Below are 21,345 nucleotides of genomic sequence, written 5' to 3' on the forward strand. Positions count from 1 at the left end.
TATATTCTCAATTAAAGCTTTATTTCCACATCCACGCCTGCAGAGAGGTCCAGTTTCATCAGAGCGTCAACGGTCTGCTGTGTGGGCTCGAGGATATCGATCAACCTCTTGTGGGTTCTGATCTCAAACTGCTCACGGGATTTCTTGTCAACATGAGGTCCACGCAAGACGGTATATTTATTGACGACAGTCGGAAGAGGAATGGGGCCGGCAACCCTGGCACCAGTTCTCTTGGCTGTATCCACAATCTCACCGACGGAGACATCGAGCAGTTTGTGATCGTAGGCTTTCAAACGGATTCTTATCTTCTGACTTGGCATGGTACCCTCAACTTTTATTCGATAATGGAGCTGACAACCCCGGCGCCGACGGTACGGCCACCTTCACGGATGGCGAAACGAAGTCCTTCGTCCATGGCGATGGGGGTGATCAGATTTACGGTTACTGCTACGTTGTCGCCGGGCATGACCATCTCGGTGCCTGCGGCAAGCTCTACCACGCCGGTCACGTCGGTGGTCCGGAAGTAGAACTGCGGACGGTAGCCGTTGAAGAACGGGGTGTGACGGCCACCTTCTTCTTTGGTCAGAATGTAGGCTTCTGCCTTGAATTTGGTGTGCGGGGTGATTGAACCGGGCTTTGCCAGTACCTGACCGCGCTCGATGTCTTCACGTTTGACGCCACGGAGCAGGGCGCCGATGTTGTCGCCTGCACGCCCTTCGTCGAGCAGTTTACGGAACATTTCGACACCGGTGACGGTGGTCTTGGAGGTTGCGCGCATGCCGACGATCTCGACTTCTTCGCCAACTTTGACAATACCTCTCTCGACCCGTCCAGTGGCGACGGTTCCACGTCCGGAGATGGAGAAGACGTCTTCTACGGGCATGAGGAACGGACGGTCGATGGCGCGCTGCGGCTCGGGAATGTAGCTGTCTACGGCTTCCATGAGCTTCAGGATGGCGGGCTCGGCCAGTTCTCCCTGCTCGCCGTTCAGTGCCTGAAGGGCGGAGCCTTTGATGATGGGGATATCGTCGCCGGGGAAGTCATAGGAGGAGAGCAGTTCGCGGATCTCAAGCTCGACGAGTTCGAGGAGCTCTTCGTCGTCGACCATGTCGGCTTTGTTGAGGAAGACGACGATGTAGGGTACGCCTACCTGACGGGCAAGCAGGATGTGTTCGCGGGTCTGGGGCATGGGTCCGTCGGCTGCGGATACGACGAGGATGGCACCGTCCATCTGGGCTGCACCGGTGATCATGTTCTTGACGTAGTCGGCGTGGCCCGGGCAGTCAACGTGGGCATAGTGACGTTTTTCGGTCTCATATTCTACGTGGGCGGTGGCGATGGTGATTCCACGCTCACGCTCTTCAGGGGCGTTATCGATCTGGTCGAAGGCCTTGAATTCTGCCTGGCCTTTGCCTGCCAGTACTTTGGTGATGGCGGCGGTCAGAGTGGTCTTGCCGTGGTCAACGTGACCGATGGTCCCTATGTTTACATGGGGTTTAGTTCTTTCGAATTTCGCTTTTGCCATGAAGGTATCCTCCCTCTTATAGGAATTGCTTAGCCTTTAACTTTCGCAACTATCTCTTCGGCTACCGACTTCGGCACCTGCTCGTAATGGTCAAAGGTCATGGTATAAGTCGCACGACCCTGAGTTGCCGAACGGAGATCGGTTGAATAGCCGAACATCTGGGCCAGAGGTACCATGGCACTGACAACCTGTGCACCGGCACGGGAATCCATGCCCATAATGCGACCACGGCGGGAGTTGAGGTCACCGATAACGTCGCCCATATATTCTTCCGGGACAACTACTTCTACAGACATGATCGGTTCAAGGAGCACTGGTGCTGCTTTGGAACAGCCTTCCTTGAATCCCATGGAACCCGCAATCTTGAAGGCCATCTCCGAGGAATCGACCTCATGATACGAGCCGTCGATCAAGGTGACTTTAAAGTCAACAACCGGGAAGCCGGCCATGACACCGGTATCCATCGCTTCCTGGATACCTTTATCAACAGAAGGAATATATTCACGGGGCACGACCCCACCCTTGATGGCATCGACAAATTCATAACCTTTGCCGGGCTCCTGTGGTTCGAGTTCAAGCCAAACATGACCGTACTGACCACGACCACCGGACTGGCGTACGAATTTGCCTTCGACCTTGACCTTTTTGGTAATGGTCTCACGGTAAGCTACCTGGGGTTTGCCCACATTGGCCTCGACTTTGAATTCACGCATCAGTCGATCAACGATAATCTCTAGATGAAGCTCACCCATACCAGAAATGATGGTCTGACCGGTTTCCTCATCAGTCTTGACGCGGAAGGATGGGTCTTCCGAAGCGAGTTTCTGCAGGCTTAGGCCCAGCTTCTCCTGATCAGCCTTCGTTTTCGGCTCAATGGCGATGGAGATAACCGGTTCAGGGAATTCGATAGACTCCAGGATAACAGGATTATCTTCTACACAGAGAGTGTCGCCGGTGGTGGTGTACTTCAAGCCAACGGCAGCGGCTATATCCCCTGCATATACCTCTTTTATCTCTTCACGCTTGTTGGCATGCATTTTCAGAATGCGGCCGATACGCTCCCGCTTGCCTTTGGTAGCGTTATACACATAGGAACCGGATGTAAGCACACCTGAGTACACCCTGAAAAAGCACAGCTGGCCAACGAAGGGGTCTGTCATAATCTTGAAGCCCAGGGCCGAGAATGGCTCGCTATCGGATGCCTTACGCTCGATGGGGGCTTCAGTGTTGGCATCGATACCCTTGATGGCAGGAATATCGGTCGGAGCCGGCATGTAATCAATGACGGCATCAAGCAGGTTCTGAACGCCTTTATTCTTGAAAGCGGAACCACAGATGACCGGAATAATCTGGATAGCAATAGTAGATTTACGGATGGCAGCCACGATTTCGGCTTCCGTGAGCTCTTCCCCGGCAAGATATTTCTCCATCAGCGCATCATCGTGCGTCGACAGCTCCTCGATCATCTTCTCGCGGTATTCCTGGGCTAGCTCAAGCTCTTCTGCAGGAACATCGACGACCTGGAAGGTAGCGCCCAAAGATTCTTCATCCCAAAGGATCGCCTTCATTTTAACCAGATCAATGACACCCTTGAAAGTATCTTCCTTGCCGACTGGAAGCTGGATTGGTACCGGGTTGGCTTTGAGCCGATCCTTAATCATGGATACGCCACGAAAGAAGTCGGCACCGATACGGTCCATCTTGTTGATGAAGGCGATGCGCGGTACCCCGTACTTGTCAGCCTGACGCCATACGGTTTCAGACTGGGGCTCGACGCCGCCGACCGAACAAAAAACAGCCACGGCACCATCAAGCACGCGCAGCGAACGTTCAACCTCAATAGTGAAGTCCACGTGACCCGGAGTGTCGATGATATTTATGCGGTGATCCCGCCAGTTACAGGTGGTAGCGGCAGAAGTAATCGTGATACCACGCTCCTGCTCCTGCTCCATCCAGTCCATGGTAGCAGCACCATCATGCACTTCGCCGATTTTATGGGAAACACCGGTATAATAAAGGATACGCTCAGTTGTTGTCGTCTTACCGGCATCAATGTGAGCCATAATCCCAATATTGCGTGTCATTTCCAACGATACTAAACGTGCCACAAAAACCCCCGAAAACTATATATATGAAACTACCAGCGGTAGTGAGCGAAAGCCCTGTTGGCTTCAGCCATTTTGTGCGTATCTTCACGCTTCTTGACCGCTGCGCCACGATTGTTGTAGGCATCCAGAATCTCACCTGCAAGCTTATCGGTCACAGTCTTCTCGGACCGGTCATTGGCATACTTGACCAACCAGCGCATGGCCAGAGAGACGCGGCGCTCAGCCCTGACCTCGACAGGAACCTGGTAAGTAGAACCACCAACCCTCCTGGACTTCACCTCCAGCATTGGCTTAATATTATCAAGACTCTTTTTGAGAATCTTGACCGGCTCTTCGTTCACCTTTTCACTGACGATCTCAAGCGCTCCATACAGAGCCCTCTCGGCCGTGCTTTTTTTACCATCAAACATAATGATATTGACCAGCTTCGCAACAACCCGATCACCATATTTAGGATCAGGCAAGATCACTCTTTTAGCCACTTCTCTTCTTCTTGGCATACCTACCTCTCAAATTGTTCGTTTACTTCGGCCTTTTCGCACCATACTTGGAACGACTCTTCTTGCGATCCTTCACACCGACGGAGTCGAGCGTTCCGCGCACGATGTGGTACCTGACACCCGGCAAGTCCTTTACCCTGCCGCCGCGAATCAGCACAACCGAGTGCTCCTGCAGATTGTGCCCGACACCGGGAATATACGAGGTAACCTCAATCCCGTTCGTCAAGCGCACCCTTGCCACTTTACGGAGAGCAGAGTTCGGCTTTTTCGGCGTAGTGGTATACACCCTGGTACAAACGCCGCGCTTCTGCGGGCAACATTTCAAAGCAGGAGCAGTAGACTTATCCTTCTTGCTCTCCCTGCCGATACGAATCAACTGATTAATGGTTGGCATAACTACCTCTCGTACGCTTCATGCGCAGGGGTCCCCCTGCGGAAGCGATGAAAATAGCAATATAACTTTCGCTTGTCAAGCTTTTTATCAAGCAACTAATTTTTTTAGACGGAACCTATCCTGCAACCGCCTCTTCTGTCTGCTCCTGCGGAACGACGACAGGTTCCTCTACAACCAATTTCAGGTTTCTATACCGAGAAAGGCCCGTTCCCGCAGGAATCAGCCGCCCCATTATTACATTCTCCTTAAGTCCACGAAGACCGTCGATCTTACCTTCTATTGATGCCTGTGTCAACACCTTTGTTGTCTCCTGGAACGAGGCAGCAGAGATGAAAGACTCGGTAGAAAGCGAAGCTTTGGTGATACCGAGCAACAAAGGCTCTGCTATAGCGGGTTTACCACCCTTATCCAAGACCCTTTCGTTTTCGTCCTCGAAAACATAGCGTTCAAGCTGGTCATCGATGAGAAGGTTGGTGTCGCCCACATCCTTGATGCGGACCCTCCGCAACATCTGGCGGACAATGGTTTCGATGTGCTTGTCGTTGATCTTGACCCCCTGGAGACGGTAGACCTCCTGGACCTCATCCACAAGGTATTTAGCCAACTCTTTCTGGCCAAGGACCCGGAGGATATCGTGGGGATTGGAAGAACCATCCATAAGTGCCTCGCCTGCACGGACATGATCGCCCTCGTGAACGCTGATGTGCTTGCCTTTCGGAATGAGGTATTCTTTCGGTTCACCCATTTCCGGAGTGACTATGACCTTGCGCTTACCCTTGGCATCCTTGCCGAAAGTAACGACACCATCGATCTCGGAAATAACGGCAAAATCCTTGGGCTTGCGGGCTTCGAACAACTCGGCAACCCTCGGCAGACCACCGGTGATATCCTTGGTTTTTGTCGTCTCACGGGGAATCTTGGCAATAACGTCACCGGCATTGACAAAAGCATCTTCCTGAACGGTGATGTTGGCACCCACAGGGAGGTAGTACCTTCCCATGGTGGTCTCGTTGATCTTGGCGGTCTTCCCGGTTTCATCCTTGATGGTGATCCGGGGGCGTTTGTCGGCATCACGGGATTCGATCACGACCTTACGGGACAGGCCGGTGACCTCGTCCACCTGCTCTTCCATTGAGACACCTTCGACGATGTCCCCAAATTTAACCTTGCCGGCGATTTCGGTGAGAATCGGCATGGTGTATGGGTCCCACTCGGCAAGGGCTTCACCCTGCTTGATGACCTGACCTGCATTGACCTTGATCTTGGCACCGTAAAGGATGGAATATTTTTCCCGCTCCCGGCCTGTCTCGTCGACAATTGCCAGTTCACCGTTACGATTCATGACGATATGATGACCGTCGATATTAGTAACGTAATTAATGTTGATGAACTTGACGCTACCTTCGGTACGTGCTTCCAAGGAAGTCTGTTCCGCACGTCTGGAGGCGGTACCACCGATATGGAAGGTACGCATGGTAAGCTGGGTTCCCGGCTCGCCGATGGATTGGGCGGCAATGACACCGACAGCCTCTCCCATGTTGACCAAGTGTCCTCTGGCCAAGTCTCGGCCATAGCACTTGGCACAAATGCCGCGCCGGCTCTGACAGGTGAGCACCGAGCGGATCTTTACCTTTTCCAGCCCCGCCGATTCGATCTTTTGCACCAGGGTTTCATCGATCTCCTCGTTGGAGGCGACCAGAACGTCACCGGTAACCGGATCGAGGATGTCATCCAGAGCAACACGGCCAAGAATCCTGTCCCCAATATGTTCGATGACCTCGCCTCCCTCAGTGAGAGAGGACACAACCAGACCGTCCAGAGTACCGCAATCGGCTTCGGTAATAATGGCATCCTGGGCAACGTCAACCAAACGCCGGGTCAGATATCCAGAGTTGGCTGTTTTGAGCGCGGTATCGGCAAGGCCCTTCCTAGCACCGTGAGTAGAAATGAAGTACTGGAGTACGGTAAGACCCTCACGGAAGTTGGCGGTAATGGGTGTTTCGATAATCTCGCCCGACGGCTTGGCCATGAGGCCACGCATACCGGCAAGCTGACGGATCTGCTGTGCAGAACCCCTCGCACCCGAATCGGCCATCATGTGAATGGCGTTGAAAGAAGGTACCTTGACCTCTTTGCCGTCAGGTGCATGGACGATATCCCGGGAAAGGTTATCCAACATCTCCTTGGCAATCTCTTCGGTGGATTTCGCCCAGATGTCGATGACCTTGTTGTAGCGTTCGCCATCGGTGATGAGACCTTCAGTATACTGATTCTGGATCTCCTTGACATCTTCCGATGCCCTGTTGATGATGGCCGTTTTCCCTTCCGGGATGACCATATCATTGATGCTGATGGAAATACCGGCAATGGTCGAATAGCGGAAGCCGATGGATTTCAGCTTATCGGCAAGAATAACCGTTTCCTTGTTGCCGGCCAGGCGGTAGCAAACGTCCACCAGGTTGGAGAGTTCCTTCTTGGTCATAACCTTGTTTATGGTAGCAAAGGGAACCGCATCGGGGAGAACCTCCCTGAGAACGACACGGCCAGGCGTGGTTTCCACGAGCTGCGGTTTCTCATCGGTGGCCAGATTCTTCAGGCGCACCTTGACCCGTGCCTGCAGATCCACTTCGTCGGCATCGAGAGCAACCCGCACCTCGTCCTGTGACGCGAATATCTTGCCGTCACCCTTGGCGAAGAATTTTTCGCGGGTCATGTAGTAGATGCCGAGAACCATGTCCTGGGAAGGAACGATAATCGGTTTACCATGGGCAGGCGACAGAATATTGTTGGTGCTCATCATGAGAACGCGCGTCTCTACCTGGCTCTCAACTGAAAGGGGGAGGTGAACGGCCATCTGGTCGCCGTCGAAGTCGGCGTTGAACGCTGTACAGACAAGCGGATGCAGCTGAATAGCCTTGCCCTCGATCAGCACCGGTTCGAACGCCTGGATGCCGAGACGGTGAAGAGTCGGAGCACGGTTCAACATGACCGGATGCTCTTTGATGACCTCTTCCAGCACGTCCCAAACTTCTGGCCGTTCTTTTTCCACCATCTTTTTGGCGCTCTTGATGGTAGTAACGAAGCCTTTCTCTTCAAGCTTGTTGTAGATAAAGGGCTTGAAGAGCTCCAGTGCCATCTTTTTCGGCAGACCGCACTGGTGCAACCTGAGCTCGGGGCCGACGACGATAACGGAACGGCCGGAATAGTCCACGCGCTTACCGAGCAGGTTCTGACGGAAACGGCCCGACTTTCCTTTCAGCATGTCCGAAAGGGATTTGAGGGGACGCTTGTTGGGTCCGGCTATGGCGCGACCTCGGCGGCCGTTGTCGAACAGGGCATCGACAGCCTCCTGCAGCATGCGCTTCTCATTGCGGATGATGACCTCTGGCGCTTGAAGCTCCATAAGCCTTTTCAGGCGATTGTTGCGGTTGATGACCCGACGATAGAGGTCGTTCAGGTCGGAGGTGGCGAAACGGCCCCCATCCAGGGGAACCAACGGACGCAGCTCGGGAGGAAGCACCGGGATGCACTCCAGGATCATCCACTCCGGTTTGTTGCCGGAAGATTTGAATGCCTCGACCACCTTGAGGCGCTTCGCGGTCTTTTTCCGTTTGGCTTCGCTGGTCGCTTCGAGCATTTCCACGCGGAGCTGCTCGGCCAGCACATCCAGGTCCATGGACATAAGACACTCACGGATAGCGGCAGCTCCCATGCCCGCCTCAAACTGGCCGTTGTATTCTTCCATCGCCTTCAGGTACTGGTCTTCTGAGAAAACCTGGGCAAAGGGGAGACCGGTATTTTTCGGATCGGTGACAACGTACGCTTCGAAATAGAGGACCTTTTCCAGGTCCTTCAGGGTGATGTCCATCAAGTTGCCGATCCGTGAAGGAAGCGACTTGAGGAACCAGATGTGGGCAACCGGCGTTGCCAGGTCGATATGCCCGAGCCTCTCGCGCCGGACTTTCGAGGGAATGACCTCGACGCCGCATTTCTCGCAGACGATGCCGCGGTGTTTCATTCGCTTATATTTGCCACAGTTACACTCGTAGTCCTTGGTGGGACCAAAGATTTTTGCACAGAAAAGACCATCCCGTTCCGGCTTAAAGGTACGGTAATTGATGGTTTCAGGCTTCTTGACCTCGCCGAATGATCGCTCACGGATCTTTTCAGGCGAAGAAACGGAGATTCTGATGGCGGAAAAATGAAGGGGATCCTTCGGTTTATCGAAAAAATTAAAGATATCTTCCAAAATATATTCCTCCTCGTTTTTAGGAGTTATAACCAGAAATTTGTTTTAGTTGCATCGGGGAAGCGCGAATCAGTCTTCCTCGTTCTCAAGAAGCTCCACATCCAGTCCCAAGGACTGCAGTTCCTTGATGAGAACGTTGAAAGATTCAGGCAGACCCGGCTCCAGGGTATGTTTGCCCTTGACGATCGCTTCGTACATTCTGGTACGTCCTGCCACATCGTCAGATTTGACGGTGAGGAATTCCTGGAGCGCATAGGCAGCGCCATAGGCCTCCATCGCCCAGACCTCCATCTCCCCGAGACGCTGACCACCAAACTGGGCCTTGCCGCCGAGGGGCTGCTGCGTAACTAGACTGTAGGGGCCGATAGAACGGGCATGTATCTTATCATCAACCAGGTGGTGCAGCTTCAGCACATACATGACGCCGACGGTGACCTTGTGCTTGAAGGGTACGCCTGACTTGCCGTCATAGAGGGTAACCTGTGCCGCATGGGCAGCACCCGCCTTGCCCAGCATTTCCTGGATGCTCTCTTCCGATGAGCCCTCGAAAACCGGGGAAGCCATGGGCACGCCGCGCTTGAGGCGCTTGGCCACATTTTCCAGTTCTTCATCCCCAAGCGTATCAAGGAACTTGTTCATCTCCTTGTTGCCGTAGACCTCTTTCAAGTAGGTTTTGATCTTTGTCTTCGGAGAGTTCTTCTCTAGCATCTCCTCGATTTGCCAGCCAATGCCCTTGGCTGCCCAACCCAAATGGGTCTCCAGGATCTGACCCACGTTCATACGGGAAGGAACGCCCAGCGGGTTGAGAACGATCTCGACAGGGCGGCCGTCCTCAAGATACGGCATATCCTCTTCAGGAAGGATACGGGAAACGACACCCTTGTTTCCGTGGCGGCCTGCCATTTTGTCACCCACTTGCAGCTTACGCTTGATGGCGATATAAACCTTGACCATCTTGATGACGCCGGGGGGCAGGTCGTCGCCGCGCTTCAGCTTCTGCACCTTATCGTCAAAAACGTATTTGATGATATCGATCTGCTGGTTGAGGGTGGACAGAACCTGGGCAACCTTGTCGTCGGTCGTTTCGTCACCGGCAACGGAGATTTCGTCCCATCTGTCGATGGGGATGGAACTCAAGGCCTCCTCGGTGATAGCCTTGCCCTTGACGATAAGGACCTTGCCGTCCTTGCCTTCAACCTTGACTGCGGCCGTCTTCCCTATCAGCAGTTTCTTCAGTTTGCTCACTGCGGATTCGCGAATGATGCGTATCTCGTCCTGCTCGTCCTTGCGCAATTTTTTTTCTTCTGCCTGCTCAATCGCGTCGGTGCGCGCATCCTTGTCCGCCCCCTTGCGGGAGAATATCTTGGCGCCAATAACGGTACCTTCAACCCCTGGCGGCACGCGCAGTGAGGTATCCCGCACATCTCCGGCTTTTTCGCCGAAAATTGCCCGGAGCAGCTTCTCTTCAGGGGAGAGTTGCGTCTCCCCCTTGGGAGTGATTTTTCCGATGAGGATATCACCAGGCCTTACCTCGGCACCGATGCGGATGATGCCCGACTCGTCCAGGTCCTTGAGGGTCTCTTCACCCAGGTTTGGGATGTCGGCAGTGATCTCTTCCTTGCCCAGCTTGGTGTCACGGGCGACGCACTCAAACTCTTCAATGTGGATGGAGGTATAGCGGTCATCCTTCACCAGCCGTTCAGAAATGAGGATCGAGTCCTCGAAGTTGTAGCCACCCCACGGCATGAAGGCAACAAGCACGTTCTGACCGAGAGCCAGCTCTCCCATATCGGTGGAGGGGCCGTCAGCAATGACGTCGCCATGCTTGACGTGGTCCCCTATTTTAACCACCGGCCGCTGGTTGATGCAGGTGTTCTGGTTGGAACGGGCGAACTTGATCAGGTTGTAGATATCCACACCCGTTCCTGTTTCATCATATTCATCTTCATCGATCTTGACGACGATGCGGGATGCATCAACCGACTCGACGACGCCGTTATGGCGGGCAACTGCGGACACGCCGGAGTCGCGGGCCACGACCCGCTCCATGCCGGTACCGACCAATGGGGAGTCGGCCCGGAGCAGGGGCACAGCCTGACGCTGCATGTTGGAACCCATGAGCGCACGGTTGGCGTCGTCATTTTCCAGGAAGGGGATGAGCGAGGCGGCAACCGATACAAGCTGCATGGGCGCAACGTCCATGAGCTCAAGTTCATCCTTCCCCACCAGCACGAACTCACCGCTTTTACGGGCCGAGATATAATCGGCAACGAATCGGCCGTCAGCATCAACCTCCGCATTGGCCTGGGCGATGGCATGACCCTCCTCTTCCAGTGCGGAGAAGAATTTTACTTCGTTGGTAACTTTGCCTTCATTGACCAGCCGGTACGGAGTTTCAACGAAGCCGTGCTCGTTGATCCGGGCATAGGTGGACAAGGAGGCGATGAGACCGATGTTCGGGCCCTCCGGTGTTTCAATGGGGCAAACCCGGCCGTAGTGGGTCGGATGAACGTCACGCACCTCGAAGCCGGCACGCTCACGGGTCAGACCGCCAGGTCCAAGGGCAGAAAGACGCCGCTTATGGGTAACTTCGGAAAGGGGGTTGGTCTGGTCCATGAACTGGGAAAGCTGGGAAGACCCAAAGAATTCCTTGACCACTGCCGAAACGGGTTTGGAATTGATCAGGTCGTGGGGCATGAGGTTTTCCACTTCCTGCAGGCTCATCCGCTCCTTGATGGCGCGCTCCATGCGCACGAGGCCGATCCGGTACTGGTTTTCCAGTAGCTCACCCACCGCGCGGACACGGCGGTTGCCCAGGTGATCGATGTCATCAATGTTTCCCTTACCGTTCTTGAGATCGATGAGGTAGCGGACAACCTCCAGGACATCCTCTCTGGTAAGGGTCATGCAATCAAGGGGCACCTGCAGCCCTAGCTTGTAGTTCAGCTTTAGACGACCGACTGCGGAGAGATCGTAGCGCTCAGGGTTGAAAAAGAGATTCTCGAAGAGCGACAGAGCGCTTTTTAGCGTCGGAGGATCACCCGGACGTAGCCTTCGGTATATTTCTATTAGCGCATCGTCGGTGGAGCCGATCTTATCGATGAGGATCGTGTCGCGAAACGATGAGGTCACGTGAAGATTGTCGATAAAAAGAACCTTGAAGATATCGATTCCCTTCGACTTGATCTCTTCCAGCTTGGCCTGGGTCAACTCCTCGTTGCACTCGGCAATGATCTCACCGGTAGAGGGATCGACGATGTCATGGGAGGAAATCTTGCCGACCAACTCTTCGATGGTGATGGGTATAGACTTTATGCCATGCTCAGCCATTTTTCTGATGGCGGCCTTGGTGAATTTCCGGTTCGCCTTAACCAGAACTTCACCGGTGGCCGAGTCGACGATGTCGATGGCAGCCTTCTGGTTGGTGAGCAGCTCGGGATCGGCAACCTTGGTCAGGTTCTCCCCGGCGAAATTGATCTCCTCGCTCTTGTAGAAGAAGTTGAGCAGTTCGTCCGTGGAGTAGCCGAGAGCCTTGAGAAGTACGGTTGCCGGCATCTTGCGACGACGATCTATGCGCACATAAAGGATGTCTTTATGATCGAATTCGAAATCAAGCCACGACCCCCGGTAAGGGATGACCCGGGCGGAATACAGCACCTTGCCGCTGGAGTGGGTCTTACCCTTGTCGTGGTCGTAGAAAACGCCGGGAGAACGGTGAAGCTGGCTGACAATAACCCGTTCCGTTCCGTTTATGATGAACGTTCCATTCTCGGTCATGAGAGGAATCTCGCCGAAGTAGACCTCCTGCTCCTTTATGTCGCGGATGGAGCGGGTGCTGGGCTCTTTGTTCACATCCCAAACCACCAGCCGCACCTTGACTTTCATAGGAGCGGCAAAGGTCATGCCCCGCTGATGACATTCTTCCACGTCATACTTGGGGATGCCGAGAGAATAGGAAACGTATTCGAGGGAAGCAGTCTCGCTAAAATCCTTTATGGGAAAAACACTTTTGAAAACGGCCTCAAGACCGGAATTTTTTCTAGCTTCAGCGGGAACGTCTAACTGGAGGAATCTCTTGTAGGAGTTTTTCTGGATGTCAATGAGATTTGGTATATCAATGATCTTCTTTATTTTGGCGAAGTTCTTGCGTAACAGGGGGTTATTCGCAATTGAATAAGCCATATCTTCTCCTTTGGCCAACGCCGTAAGGCACTAACCCGGTGGATTTCTTACTAAACTCTTGACCCAGACAACCGGCTTGAGTGGCTATCAAACTAAAATAGAACAGCCAAGGCCGCATAAAGCGACCTTGGCTAGAACTAGAATTGATGAAAACAATTCTTATTTAATTTCAACTTCTGCGCCGGCTTCAACAAGCTGCTTCTTGGCCTCTTCGGCTTCTTCCTTGGAAACGCCTGTTTTGAGCGGCTGGGGTGCGCCGTCAACCAGGTCTTTGGCTTCTTTCAGGCCAAGGCTGGTCAGGGCACGGACGACCTTGATGACGCCGATCTTGTTTGCACCTGCAGATTTGAGGATAACGTCGAATTCAGTTTTCTCTTCAGCAGCCTCAGCAGCGCCACCTGCAGGAGCAGCAGCGGCAACAGCCACAGGAGCGGCTGCAGAAACACCGAACTTTTCTTCGAGCTCCTTCACCATTTCGGCAAGCTCAAGAACGGACATTTTCTCGATAAAACTAATTACATCAGCTTTGGTAATTTCAGCCATTTTGTATTCCTCCATTAATATTTATACGAATGTTGGGTAAAAGTATCAGTGACCTTCTTTTTGGATCCGGATAGCATTGAGTGCCCTGACAAAGCTGCCTGGCACAGCAGCAAGCACGCCGACGAAGTTGCTGGCGGGAGCCTGCATGGAGCCGAGCATTTTGGCGATAAGTACTTCGCGGCTGGGCAGATCGGCCAATGCCTGGATGTCGGCGACACTCAGAGCTTTGCCCGAAAGTACGCCGGCTTTCAAGGTGAACGGATTGGTCGTTTCCTTGGCAAAACGGGACAGTACTTTTGCTGCAGCGACAGGATCGTCGTAGGTGATGGCAACCGCAGTAGGTCCGGCAAAATGCGGCTGCAATGCCTCTTTGTCAGTCCCCTTCGACGCCAGTTCAAGCAGGGTGTTTTTGATAACCTTGAACTCGACAGCGGCCTTGCGGAGCTCATTCCTGAGATCGGTGGCCTGCCCAACGTTCATGCCACGGAAATCGGCAAGAAAAACGGCTTTTGCCCGCTGGAGCTTGTCGTGTACTTCGGTTACCAGTTGTTGTTTGGTTTCCTTATTCAAGCGCCTTCCTCCTTTCTTTTGGTTTCGGGTGGTTGACCCCGCCAAAGTCAGGAAGTTTCGGGAAATGATCCAGTTCCTTCAACTACCGCCAGTCTCGGTAGGCCAGATACCTGTTTATGTTGCCGCAGACCGGCAACACCTACTGTCTTTGACTTTGGCAAATCTATTAATTTATGCAACCTGTGAAGAAACGTCGGACACGTCAAGATTGACACCAGGTCCCATGGTGGAGGAAACGCTGATTTTCTTGATGTAGGTTCCTTTTGCTGCAGACGGCTTGGACTTGACCAGCGCATCGATGAGAGCGAGGAGGTTTTCCTTCAACTTTGCGGTGTCGAAATCGACTTTGCCAACCGGCGCGTGAATAATGCCGGCTTTCTCAACCCTGAATTCAACCTTGCCCGATTTTGACTCGCTGACTGCACGCCCCACATCAAAGGTGACGGTACCAACCTTCGGGTTCGGCATCAGGCCCCGGGGGCCGAGGAGCTTACCGATCTTACCGACGACACCCATCATATCGGGAGTGGCAATGGCGGTATCGAACTCGAACCAGCCTTCCTGGATCTTGGCAACCAGGTCATCGGCTCCCACATAATCAGCTCCGGCATCGCGGGCTTCCTTCTCTTTTTCACCCTTGGCGAAAACCAGCACCCGGACTTCCTTGCCGAGACCGTTAGGAAGAACAACTGCACCACGCACCATCTGATCGGCATGCCGTGGATCGACACCCAGCCTGACCGCGACATCTACCGTCTCGGTGAATTTGGCAAATGCAGCACCTTTCACCAGCTCGAGGCCGTCATTCAGGGTATAGGTCTTGCTCCTGTCTACCTTGGCAAGAGCTTCTTTAAGTTTTTTACTGGTAGCCATCTTCTTTTACCCTCTCTTTATCTATACAATCTCAACGCCCATGCTGCGAGCGGTTCCCTCAATGGTTTTCATGGCAGCTTCGAGGCTCGCAGCGTTCAGGTCGGGCGTCTTTTTGGAAGCAATCTCCTTCACCTGGGCCTTGGTCAGTTTTCCAACCTTATTCTTGTTGGGCACGCTGGAGCCGCTTTCGATACCGAGCGCTTTCTTGATGAGAACGGAAGCAGGAGGGGTCTTGGTAACGAAAGTGAACGATCTGTCTGCATAAACAGTAATGACTACTGGGGTAATGGTTCCTTCGTCTCCTTGGGTTTTGGCATTGAAGGCCTTGCAGAACTCCATTATGTTGACGCCATGCTGGCCAAGTGCAGGGCCAATCGGCGGAGCAGGGTTTGCTTTACCGGCCGGCACTTGAAGCTTGATATATCCAGTGATTTTTTTAGCCATTACTAAACTCCTTTAACTGTTCCTTTAAATCAGATGTATATCTTCAGATCGCAGATAGTGCCATCAGTTACTGTTTCTCGACCTGCATGAATTCCAGTTCCACTGGAGTCGCACGTCCAAAAATACTGACCATGACCCGCAGTTTGCCTTTTTCCGGCTTAACATCTTCTACCACACCGGCAAAATTGAGGAATGGCCCATCGATAACCCTGACCGTCTCGCCCACTTCGAAAAGCACCTTCGGGCGCGGTTTTTCGGCCCCCTCTTCCATGCGCTGGGTAATCTTTGCAACCTCTTCATCGGGAATGGCAAAAGGATTGTTGCCGCCGACGAAGCCGGTGACCTTGGAGGTTTCCTTGACCACATGCCAAGTTTCGTCGTCCAGCTCCATGTTGACCAGGATATATCCGGGAAAGAATTTACGGGACGAGGTTCGCTTCTCTCCCTTCTTCAACTCGACAACTGTTTCGCAGGGGATGAGAACTTCGCCGAACTTTTCCTCTAGTCCCAGGTTTTTGATGCGCTCCAAGAGCGACAGTCTGACTTTATTTTCGAAGCCGGAGTAGGTATGTACGCCGTACCATTTATGCGCCATTGTGAGTCCTCTAGCGGAGTATGAACCTGATCAGCTTGGCCAGGACAACATCACAAGCACCAAGATAAAGGGAAATCAAGACAATGATCACTACAACAACCCATGCTGTAGAAATGGTCTCCTTGCGGGCAGGCCAGGTAACCTTACCCAACTCAGCTCTCACTTCCTCCAAAAAGTTTTTGGTCTTTACCAGCACTCGTGCCACCCCACAATTATTAGGTTAAAAAAAATGGCAGGCCAGGAGGGATTCGAACCCACAACACCCGGTTTTGGAGACCGGTGCTCTAGCCGTTAGAGCTACTGGCCTGCATGAAGGAGCCGCACGAATTAGCGGCCCATTTTCGAATTATTTCGTTTCCTTATGTGACGTGTGCGTACGACAGAAGCGGCAGTACTTCTTCAGCTCCAGCTTTTCCGGAGTCGTCTTCTTGTTCTTTGTCGTCGTATAGTTTCTCTGCTTGCACTCGGTGCAGGCAAGGGTAATGATATCGCGCATTGCAGCCTTCCTTTGTGTTGATCGACAAAGGCGGGGTTACCCCCGCCCCTGAATAATTATTCGATAATGGAGCTGACAACCCCGGCGCCTACGGTACGGCCACCTTCACGGATGGCGAAACGAAGTCCTTCGTCCATGGCGATGGGGGTGATCAGATTTACGGTTACTGCTACGTTGTCGCCGGGCATGACCATCTCGGTGCCTGCTGCAAGCTCTACCACGCCGGTCACGTCGGTGGTCCGGAAGTAGAACTGCGGACGGTAGCCGTTGAAGAACGGGGTGTGACGGCCACCTTCTTCTTTGGTCAGAATGTAGGCTTCTGCCTTGAATTTGGTGTGTGGGGTGATTGAACCGGGCTTTGCCAGTACCTGACCGCGCTCGATGTCTTCACGTTTGACGCCACGGAGCAGGGCGCCGATGTTGTCGCCGGCACGCCCTTCGTCGAGCAGCTTACGGAACATTTCGACGCCGGTGACGGTGGTCTTGGAGGTTGCGCGCATGCCGACGATCTCGACTTCTTCGCCGACTTTGACGATGCCTCTCTCGACCCGTCCAGTGGCGACGGTTCCACGTCCGGAGATGGAGAAGACGTCTTCGACGGGCATGAGGAACGGACGGTCGATGGCGCGCTGCGGCTCGGGAATGTAGCTGTCTACGGCTTCCATGAGCTTCAGGATGGCGGGCTCGGCCAGTTCTCCCTGCTCGCCGTTCAGTGCTTGAAGGGCGGAGCCTTTGATGATGGGGATATCGTCGCCGGGGAAGTCGTAGGAGGAGAGCAGCTCGCGAATCTCAAGCTCGACGAGTTCGAGGAGTTCTTCGTCGTCGACCATGTCGGCTTTGTTGAGGAAGACGACGATGTAGGGTACGCCTACCTGACGGGCAAGCAGGATGTGCTCGCGGGTCTGGGGCATGGGTCCGTCGGCTGCGGATACGACGAGGATGGCGCCGTCCATCTGGGCTGCACCGGTGATCATATTCTTGACGTAGTCGGCGTGGCCCGGGCAGTCAACGTGGGCATAGTGACGTTTTTCGGTCTCATATTCTACGTGGGCGGTGGCGATGGTGATTCCACGTTCACGCTCTTCAGGGGCGTTATCGATCTGGTCGAAGGCCTTGAATTCTGCCTGGCCTTTGCCTGCCAGTACTTTGGTGATGGCGGCGGTCAGGGTGGTCTTGCCGTGGTCAACGTGACCGATGGTCCCTATGTTTACATGGGGTTTAGTTCTTTCGAATTTTGCTTTTGCCATGAAGGTATCCTCCCTATAAATGAATGCCTTAAATATTCGTTTTGCCGACTTTTGAACTGATTAAATGGAGCCCACATCCGGACTCGAACCGGAGACCTCTTCCTTACCAAGGAAGTGCTCTACCTCCTGAGCTATGTGGGCGATCGAAGAAAATTGGAGCGGGAAACGGGACTCGAACCCGCGACCCTCAGCTTGGAAGGCTGATGCTCTAGCCAACTGAGCTACTCCCGCCAATTCCTGTAATCAGAAGATTTTTGAATCGATAAGCAGCACTGCAACCCAGTTCATGCGACCTTAGTCTCCTGAGGCCTGCCGTGATCTCATCTCTTCTGTAGTATTTTATGGTGGAGGGAGGAGGATTCGAACCTCCGAAGTCTACGACGACAGATTTACAGTCTGTTCCCTTTGGCCGCTCGGGAATCCCTCCAGATGAAGACGTTTCCTGATAGTGGAGCTGGCGATGGGACTCGAACCCGCAACCTGCTGATTACAAGTCAGCTGCTCTACCAATTGAGCTACGCCAGCAACGCTTTTTTAACCTTAATAACCTTTTTTGCAGGCCGGTCAAAGATGCTTCAAAAAGCGAAGTTCCTTGTATAGATCAATTCAACTTTGCTGTCAACATTTTTTTAGAAAAAAATCGTTTGTTATTTTTCCGCCTTCTTTCTTTTACCCGGTATCCTGCCACAGCCAGAGCCGCCAGTTCCCCCCAAGAGCTCAATAGCGGCCGATTCCCGGTTACATGCACGCAGAGCCTCCATGACCTGCTTTCTTTCCTCCGGCAGATGGGCGAGAAGCAGGGACTTCTGCAGCCTCTTCTCCCGATCACCCCTTGCCACATGAACAGACTCTCCAGTAAACGGATCTGTTCCCGTATGATAGATGCAGGTGGAAAGGGTGCCGGGGGTGGGGGTAAAGTCCTGCACCTGTTCGACTCTCAACCGATTCCGTTTGAGGAAAAGGGCCAGATCGACCATGTCCGACAGGGTAGTTCCGGGATGTCCAGACATAAAGTAGGGCACGACGTGCTGCTTCTTGCCCACAAGGGCACTCTCCTCCCTGAAACGGACAAGAAATTTCTCAAAGGCGGCAGCGCCGGGCTTGCGCATCAGGTCGGTTACCCTTTTCGACGTGTGCTCAGGCGCGACCTTTAGTAATCCTCCCACGTGATGCCGCAACAGCTCGAAGAAATAGGACTTCTGGAGAGCCAGCAGATCGTAGCGGATTCCCGATGAGACCGCTGTGTGTTTTACCCCTGCCAGCTTCCTGGCCTTGGCCAGGAGGGCAGCTGCTCGTTTGTCCAGAATACGCAGGTTGCTGCAGGGATGCGGATAAAGACAGCTCTCCCGGCGACAGACAGCTTCGGCAGAAGGATTACTGCATGTCACACCATACATGTTGGCCGTCGGGCCGCCGATATCGCTAATACTCCCCCTGAACCACTTCCTGGAGGTGAGCTGCCCTATTTCCTTCAGGATAGAGGCTTCGCTTCGGGACTGGATGGTTTTACCCTGATGATGGGTAATGGCACAAAAGGCACACCCGCCGAAACAGCCGCGATGGCTGGTGATGGAGCTTTTGATCTGTTCGTAGGCAGGAATGGTCTCCCCATAGGAAGGATGGGGCGCCTTGACGAAAGGCAGGGCATAAATTGCGTCAAGGACCTTCTCCCCAAGGGGAAAGGCCGGCGGATTGCAGACTAGGTAGCGGTCGTCGTGCTGCTGAATAAGCCGCTTGCCGCAGAAGGGGTTCTGCTCACTGGAGATAAGCCGGAAAGCCTCGTTGAATTTGTGACCATCGGAAGAAACATCAGCAAATGAGGGAATTTCCCGAGCTGCTGCGCTCTGGTCTTCCGCTGTCCTGGAAATGAACGCGGTGCCGCGAATATCCGTTATCGATCTGAAATCTTCTCCCCCATTGACTCTTTGCGCCAATTCCAAAAGAGGCGCTTCTCCCATCCCATAAACCAGCAGGTCTGTCTTGGCATCGAAGAGAATGGAACGACGGACCTTGTCTTCCCAGAAATCGTAGTGGGCAAATCGGCGCAGAGAGGCTTCAATGCCGCCAATGACGACAGGAACCTGCCGATATGCTTCCTTGAGGCGGGAAGTATAGACGATGGTGGCCCGATTGGGCCGTGCTCCATGCCTGTTGCCGGGGGTGTAGGCATCATCGTGGCGCAGCTTGCGCGCCGGCGTGTAATGGGCGACCATGGAATCCATGGCCCCTGCTGAAATGGCGAAAAACAGGCGGGGAGCACCCAGCGCCATGAATGCATCTTTCGAGTGCCAGTCAGGCTGGGCAATGATGCCGACCCTGAAACCGTGGAATTCGAGCCATCGCGCCAGGAGCGGAATGCCGAAGGAGGGATGGTCGATGTAGGCATCGCCGCTGACAAAGATGATATCCAGCTCTTCCCAGCCCCGCTTTTCCATATCTTCCCGTGAGACAGGGAGAAAAGACATTTGCAGCAGTTCCTTTTTGGAGGATCACTCCTGTCGTTGCTAGGGAAATAGCCCCAGGGATTCCAGGCCGAGGTTCTCCGGAAAACCGTTCATGATGTTCATGTTCTGCACGGCCTGGCCGGAGGCCCCCTTTATGAGGTTATCTATGGCCGAGATGACGATGACTCTGCCGGTCCGCATATCGATGGTGAGGCCGATATCGCAGAAATTAGAGCCGCGAACGAAGGCGGTGGATGGAAGGGCCTTCTCCGGCAGTACCCGTACAAAGGCTTCACCCTTATAAAAATCCTGGTACAAATCCACAATGGCCTGGGAAGAAAGCTCACCGACCGGTGCGGCATAAATGGTCGAAAGAATGCCCCGGTCCATGGGCACGAGATGGGGGGTAAAGGATATCTTCAGCTCTTTCCCCGCCAGCAAGGACAGCTCCTGTTCAATCTCCGGAATATGGCGATGGGCGCCGCCAACCCCGTAGGCCTTGAAGCCATCGTTGACCTCACAGTACAGATTGTCCACCTTGGCGCTGCGCCCTGCCCCACTAACTCCGGATTTGGAGTCGGCAATGATCGTTGCTGGGTTTATGAGCTTTTTTTTCAGAAGCGGAGCCAAGCCGAGAATAATGCTAGTTGGGTAACAGCCGGGATTTGCCACCAGATCGGCCTCGGCGATCTTTTCCCGCCGCAGTTCCGGTAAACCATACACCGCCTTTTTCAAGAGTTCCGGATTCATGTGGGGCTCATACCAGGCGGCATACTCCTTTGCATCATGGAGTCGATAATCGGCGGAGAGATCCACCACCCTTTTACCCAGCTTCAGGAAGGTGGGGACCACCTCCATGGCGGCCTTATGCGGCAGGGCGGTGAAAATGAAATCGGCCTGTTCTGCGATCCGCACCGGCTCCAGGTTTTCCAGCACTAAATTGTAGCGGCTACGCAGGGTGGGGAAAATGGCCGCCACGTTCTTGCCGGCACTTTGCTCCGATGTGACGCAGGTAACGGCAACTTCCGGATGGCCGTGAAGCAGCCTTAACAGCTCGATGCCCGTATAACCGCTGGCACCTACTATTGCAACCTTCAGCATATGGATTCCTCCCGCGTTAATGGATTTGCCAATGAAAAAAGGGGAAAACCCTCAGCGGATCTTCCCCTTGATAC

Annotated in this window: 17 protein-coding genes and 5 tRNA genes; all 22 read right to left on the reverse strand. The window is 53.7% G+C overall.

Translation table 11 applies throughout. The features are described 5' to 3' along the window. Positions 1–11: 11 nt before the first annotated feature. The 22 genes from rpsJ to argC all read right to left on the reverse strand — a co-directional run bounded on the left by rpsJ (position 12) and on the right by argC (position 21,271). Positions 12–320, reverse strand: coding sequence for a 30S ribosomal protein S10 (rpsJ, locus tag ML541_RS00195; RefSeq protein ID WP_243369599.1), 309 nt, complete (start codon positions 318–320; stop codon positions 12–14). 14 nt (positions 321–334) lie between these two features. Then, positions 335–1,525, reverse strand: a complete 1,191-nt coding sequence (gene tuf, locus ML541_RS00200; protein WP_243369601.1) for an elongation factor Tu — start codon at positions 1,523–1,525, stop codon at positions 335–337. 29 nt (positions 1,526–1,554) lie between these two features. Further along, positions 1,555–3,633, reverse strand: a complete 2,079-nt coding sequence (gene fusA / locus ML541_RS00205; protein ID WP_347710773.1) for an elongation factor G — start codon at positions 3,631–3,633, stop codon at positions 1,555–1,557. A gap of 29 nt (positions 3,634–3,662) precedes the next feature. Beyond that, entirely contained in the window at positions 3,663–4,133 is a 471-nt protein-coding gene (gene rpsG, locus ML541_RS00210) for a 30S ribosomal protein S7 (protein ID WP_243369604.1), read from the reverse strand. Positions 4,134–4,155: 22 nt separating this feature from the next. Continuing rightward, positions 4,156–4,527, reverse strand: coding sequence for a 30S ribosomal protein S12 (gene rpsL, locus ML541_RS00215; RefSeq protein ID WP_012648698.1), 372 nt, complete (start codon positions 4,525–4,527; stop codon positions 4,156–4,158). 115 nt (positions 4,528–4,642) lie between these two features. Next, complete coding sequence (gene rpoC, locus ML541_RS00220) at positions 4,643–8,776, reverse strand: DNA-directed RNA polymerase subunit beta' (RefSeq protein WP_243369606.1); 4,134 nt, start codon at positions 8,774–8,776, stop codon at positions 4,643–4,645. Between the two features lie 69 nt (positions 8,777–8,845). Further along, positions 8,846–12,958, reverse strand: a complete 4,113-nt coding sequence (gene rpoB / locus ML541_RS00225) for a DNA-directed RNA polymerase subunit beta (RefSeq protein WP_243369608.1) — start codon at positions 12,956–12,958, stop codon at positions 8,846–8,848. Between the two features lie 159 nt (positions 12,959–13,117). Beyond that, the gene (gene rplL, locus ML541_RS00230) at positions 13,118–13,501 is read right to left on the reverse strand and encodes a 50S ribosomal protein L7/L12 (RefSeq protein ID WP_243369610.1); all 384 of its coding nucleotides are present in this window, start codon (positions 13,499–13,501) and stop codon (positions 13,118–13,120) included. 45 nt (positions 13,502–13,546) lie between these two features. Next, positions 13,547–14,071 (reverse strand): 50S ribosomal protein L10, encoded by a 525-nt coding sequence (gene rplJ, locus ML541_RS00235; protein ID WP_243369612.1) that lies wholly within the window; start codon positions 14,069–14,071, stop codon positions 13,547–13,549. A 171-nt stretch (positions 14,072–14,242) separates the two neighbouring features. After that, positions 14,243–14,944: a 50S ribosomal protein L1 gene (gene rplA, locus ML541_RS00240; RefSeq protein WP_243369614.1), complete on the reverse strand. Its 702-nt coding sequence runs from the start codon at positions 14,942–14,944 to the stop codon at positions 14,243–14,245. A gap of 21 nt (positions 14,945–14,965) precedes the next feature. Next, positions 14,966–15,388: a 50S ribosomal protein L11 gene (gene rplK / locus ML541_RS00245; protein ID WP_243369616.1), complete on the reverse strand. Its 423-nt coding sequence runs from the start codon at positions 15,386–15,388 to the stop codon at positions 14,966–14,968. 67 nt (positions 15,389–15,455) lie between these two features. Further along, entirely contained in the window at positions 15,456–15,983 is a 528-nt protein-coding gene (gene nusG, locus ML541_RS00250; RefSeq protein ID WP_243369618.1) for a transcription termination/antitermination protein NusG, read from the reverse strand. Between the two features lie 10 nt (positions 15,984–15,993). Continuing rightward, positions 15,994–16,179, reverse strand: coding sequence for a preprotein translocase subunit SecE (gene secE, locus ML541_RS00255; protein WP_012648706.1), 186 nt, complete (start codon positions 16,177–16,179; stop codon positions 15,994–15,996). Between the two features lie 34 nt (positions 16,180–16,213). Continuing rightward, positions 16,214–16,290: transfer RNA gene (locus tag ML541_RS00260), tRNA-Trp, on the reverse strand. A gap of 39 nt (positions 16,291–16,329) precedes the next feature. Beyond that, positions 16,330–16,479, reverse strand: a complete 150-nt coding sequence (rpmG, locus tag ML541_RS00265) for a 50S ribosomal protein L33 (RefSeq protein WP_012648707.1) — start codon at positions 16,477–16,479, stop codon at positions 16,330–16,332. Between the two features lie 56 nt (positions 16,480–16,535). Continuing rightward, positions 16,536–17,726 (reverse strand): elongation factor Tu, encoded by a 1,191-nt coding sequence (tuf, locus tag ML541_RS00270; protein WP_243369601.1) that lies wholly within the window; start codon positions 17,724–17,726, stop codon positions 16,536–16,538. A gap of 65 nt (positions 17,727–17,791) precedes the next feature. Beyond that, positions 17,792–17,867: transfer RNA gene (locus ML541_RS00275), tRNA-Thr, on the reverse strand. A 13-nt stretch (positions 17,868–17,880) separates the two neighbouring features. Then, a tRNA-Gly gene (locus ML541_RS00280) sits at positions 17,881–17,957 on the reverse strand. Positions 17,958–18,068: 111 nt separating this feature from the next. After that, positions 18,069–18,153: transfer RNA gene (locus ML541_RS00285), tRNA-Tyr, on the reverse strand. A 22-nt stretch (positions 18,154–18,175) separates the two neighbouring features. Further along, a tRNA-Thr gene (locus ML541_RS00290) sits at positions 18,176–18,251 on the reverse strand. A gap of 122 nt (positions 18,252–18,373) precedes the next feature. Beyond that, a complete protein-coding gene (locus ML541_RS00295; protein ID WP_243369620.1) occupies positions 18,374–20,191 on the reverse strand; it encodes a YgiQ family radical SAM protein in 1,818 nt (605 codons plus the stop codon). A gap of 39 nt (positions 20,192–20,230) precedes the next feature. Beyond that, complete coding sequence (gene argC, locus ML541_RS00300; protein ID WP_243369622.1) at positions 20,231–21,271, reverse strand: N-acetyl-gamma-glutamyl-phosphate reductase; 1,041 nt, start codon at positions 21,269–21,271, stop codon at positions 20,231–20,233. Positions 21,272–21,345 lie beyond the last annotated feature (74 nt).

Origin of the sequence: Geotalea sp. SG265 (genome assembly GCF_022808985.1) — a bacterium.
In the GTDB taxonomy this organism is placed as follows: Bacteria; Desulfobacterota; Desulfuromonadia; order Geobacterales; family Geobacteraceae; genus Geotalea.

Excerpts from the sequence above, each read along its gene's own strand:
- rpsJ (WP_243369599.1), bottom strand. The coding sequence starts at position 320 with ATGCCAAGTCAGAAGATAAGAATCCGTTTGAAAGCCTACGATCACAAA.
- tuf (WP_243369601.1), bottom strand. The coding sequence starts at position 1,525 with ATGGCAAAAGCGAAATTCGAAAGAACTAAACCCCATGTAAACATAGGG.
- rpsG (WP_243369604.1), bottom strand. The coding sequence starts at position 4,133 with ATGCCAAGAAGAAGAGAAGTGGCTAAAAGAGTGATCTTGCCTGATCCT.
- rpsL (WP_012648698.1), bottom strand. The coding sequence starts at position 4,527 with ATGCCAACCATTAATCAGTTGATTCGTATCGGCAGGGAGAGCAAGAAG.
- rpoB (WP_243369608.1), bottom strand. The coding sequence starts at position 12,958 with ATGGCTTATTCAATTGCGAATAACCCCCTGTTACGCAAGAACTTCGCC.
- rplL (WP_243369610.1), bottom strand. The coding sequence starts at position 13,501 with ATGGCTGAAATTACCAAAGCTGATGTAATTAGTTTTATCGAGAAAATG.
- rplA (WP_243369614.1), bottom strand. The coding sequence starts at position 14,944 with ATGGCTACCAGTAAAAAACTTAAAGAAGCTCTTGCCAAGGTAGACAGG.
- rplK (WP_243369616.1), bottom strand. The coding sequence starts at position 15,388 with ATGGCTAAAAAAATCACTGGATATATCAAGCTTCAAGTGCCGGCCGGT.
- nusG (WP_243369618.1), bottom strand. The coding sequence starts at position 15,983 with ATGGCGCATAAATGGTACGGCGTACATACCTACTCCGGCTTCGAAAAT.
- rpmG (WP_012648707.1), bottom strand. The coding sequence starts at position 16,479 with ATGCGCGATATCATTACCCTTGCCTGCACCGAGTGCAAGCAGAGAAAC.
- tuf (WP_243369601.1), bottom strand. The coding sequence starts at position 17,726 with ATGGCAAAAGCAAAATTCGAAAGAACTAAACCCCATGTAAACATAGGG.
- ML541_RS00295 (WP_243369620.1), bottom strand. The coding sequence starts at position 20,191 with ATGTCTTTTCTCCCTGTCTCACGGGAAGATATGGAAAAGCGGGGCTGG.
- argC (WP_243369622.1), bottom strand. The coding sequence starts at position 21,271 with ATGCTGAAGGTTGCAATAGTAGGTGCCAGCGGTTATACGGGCATCGAG.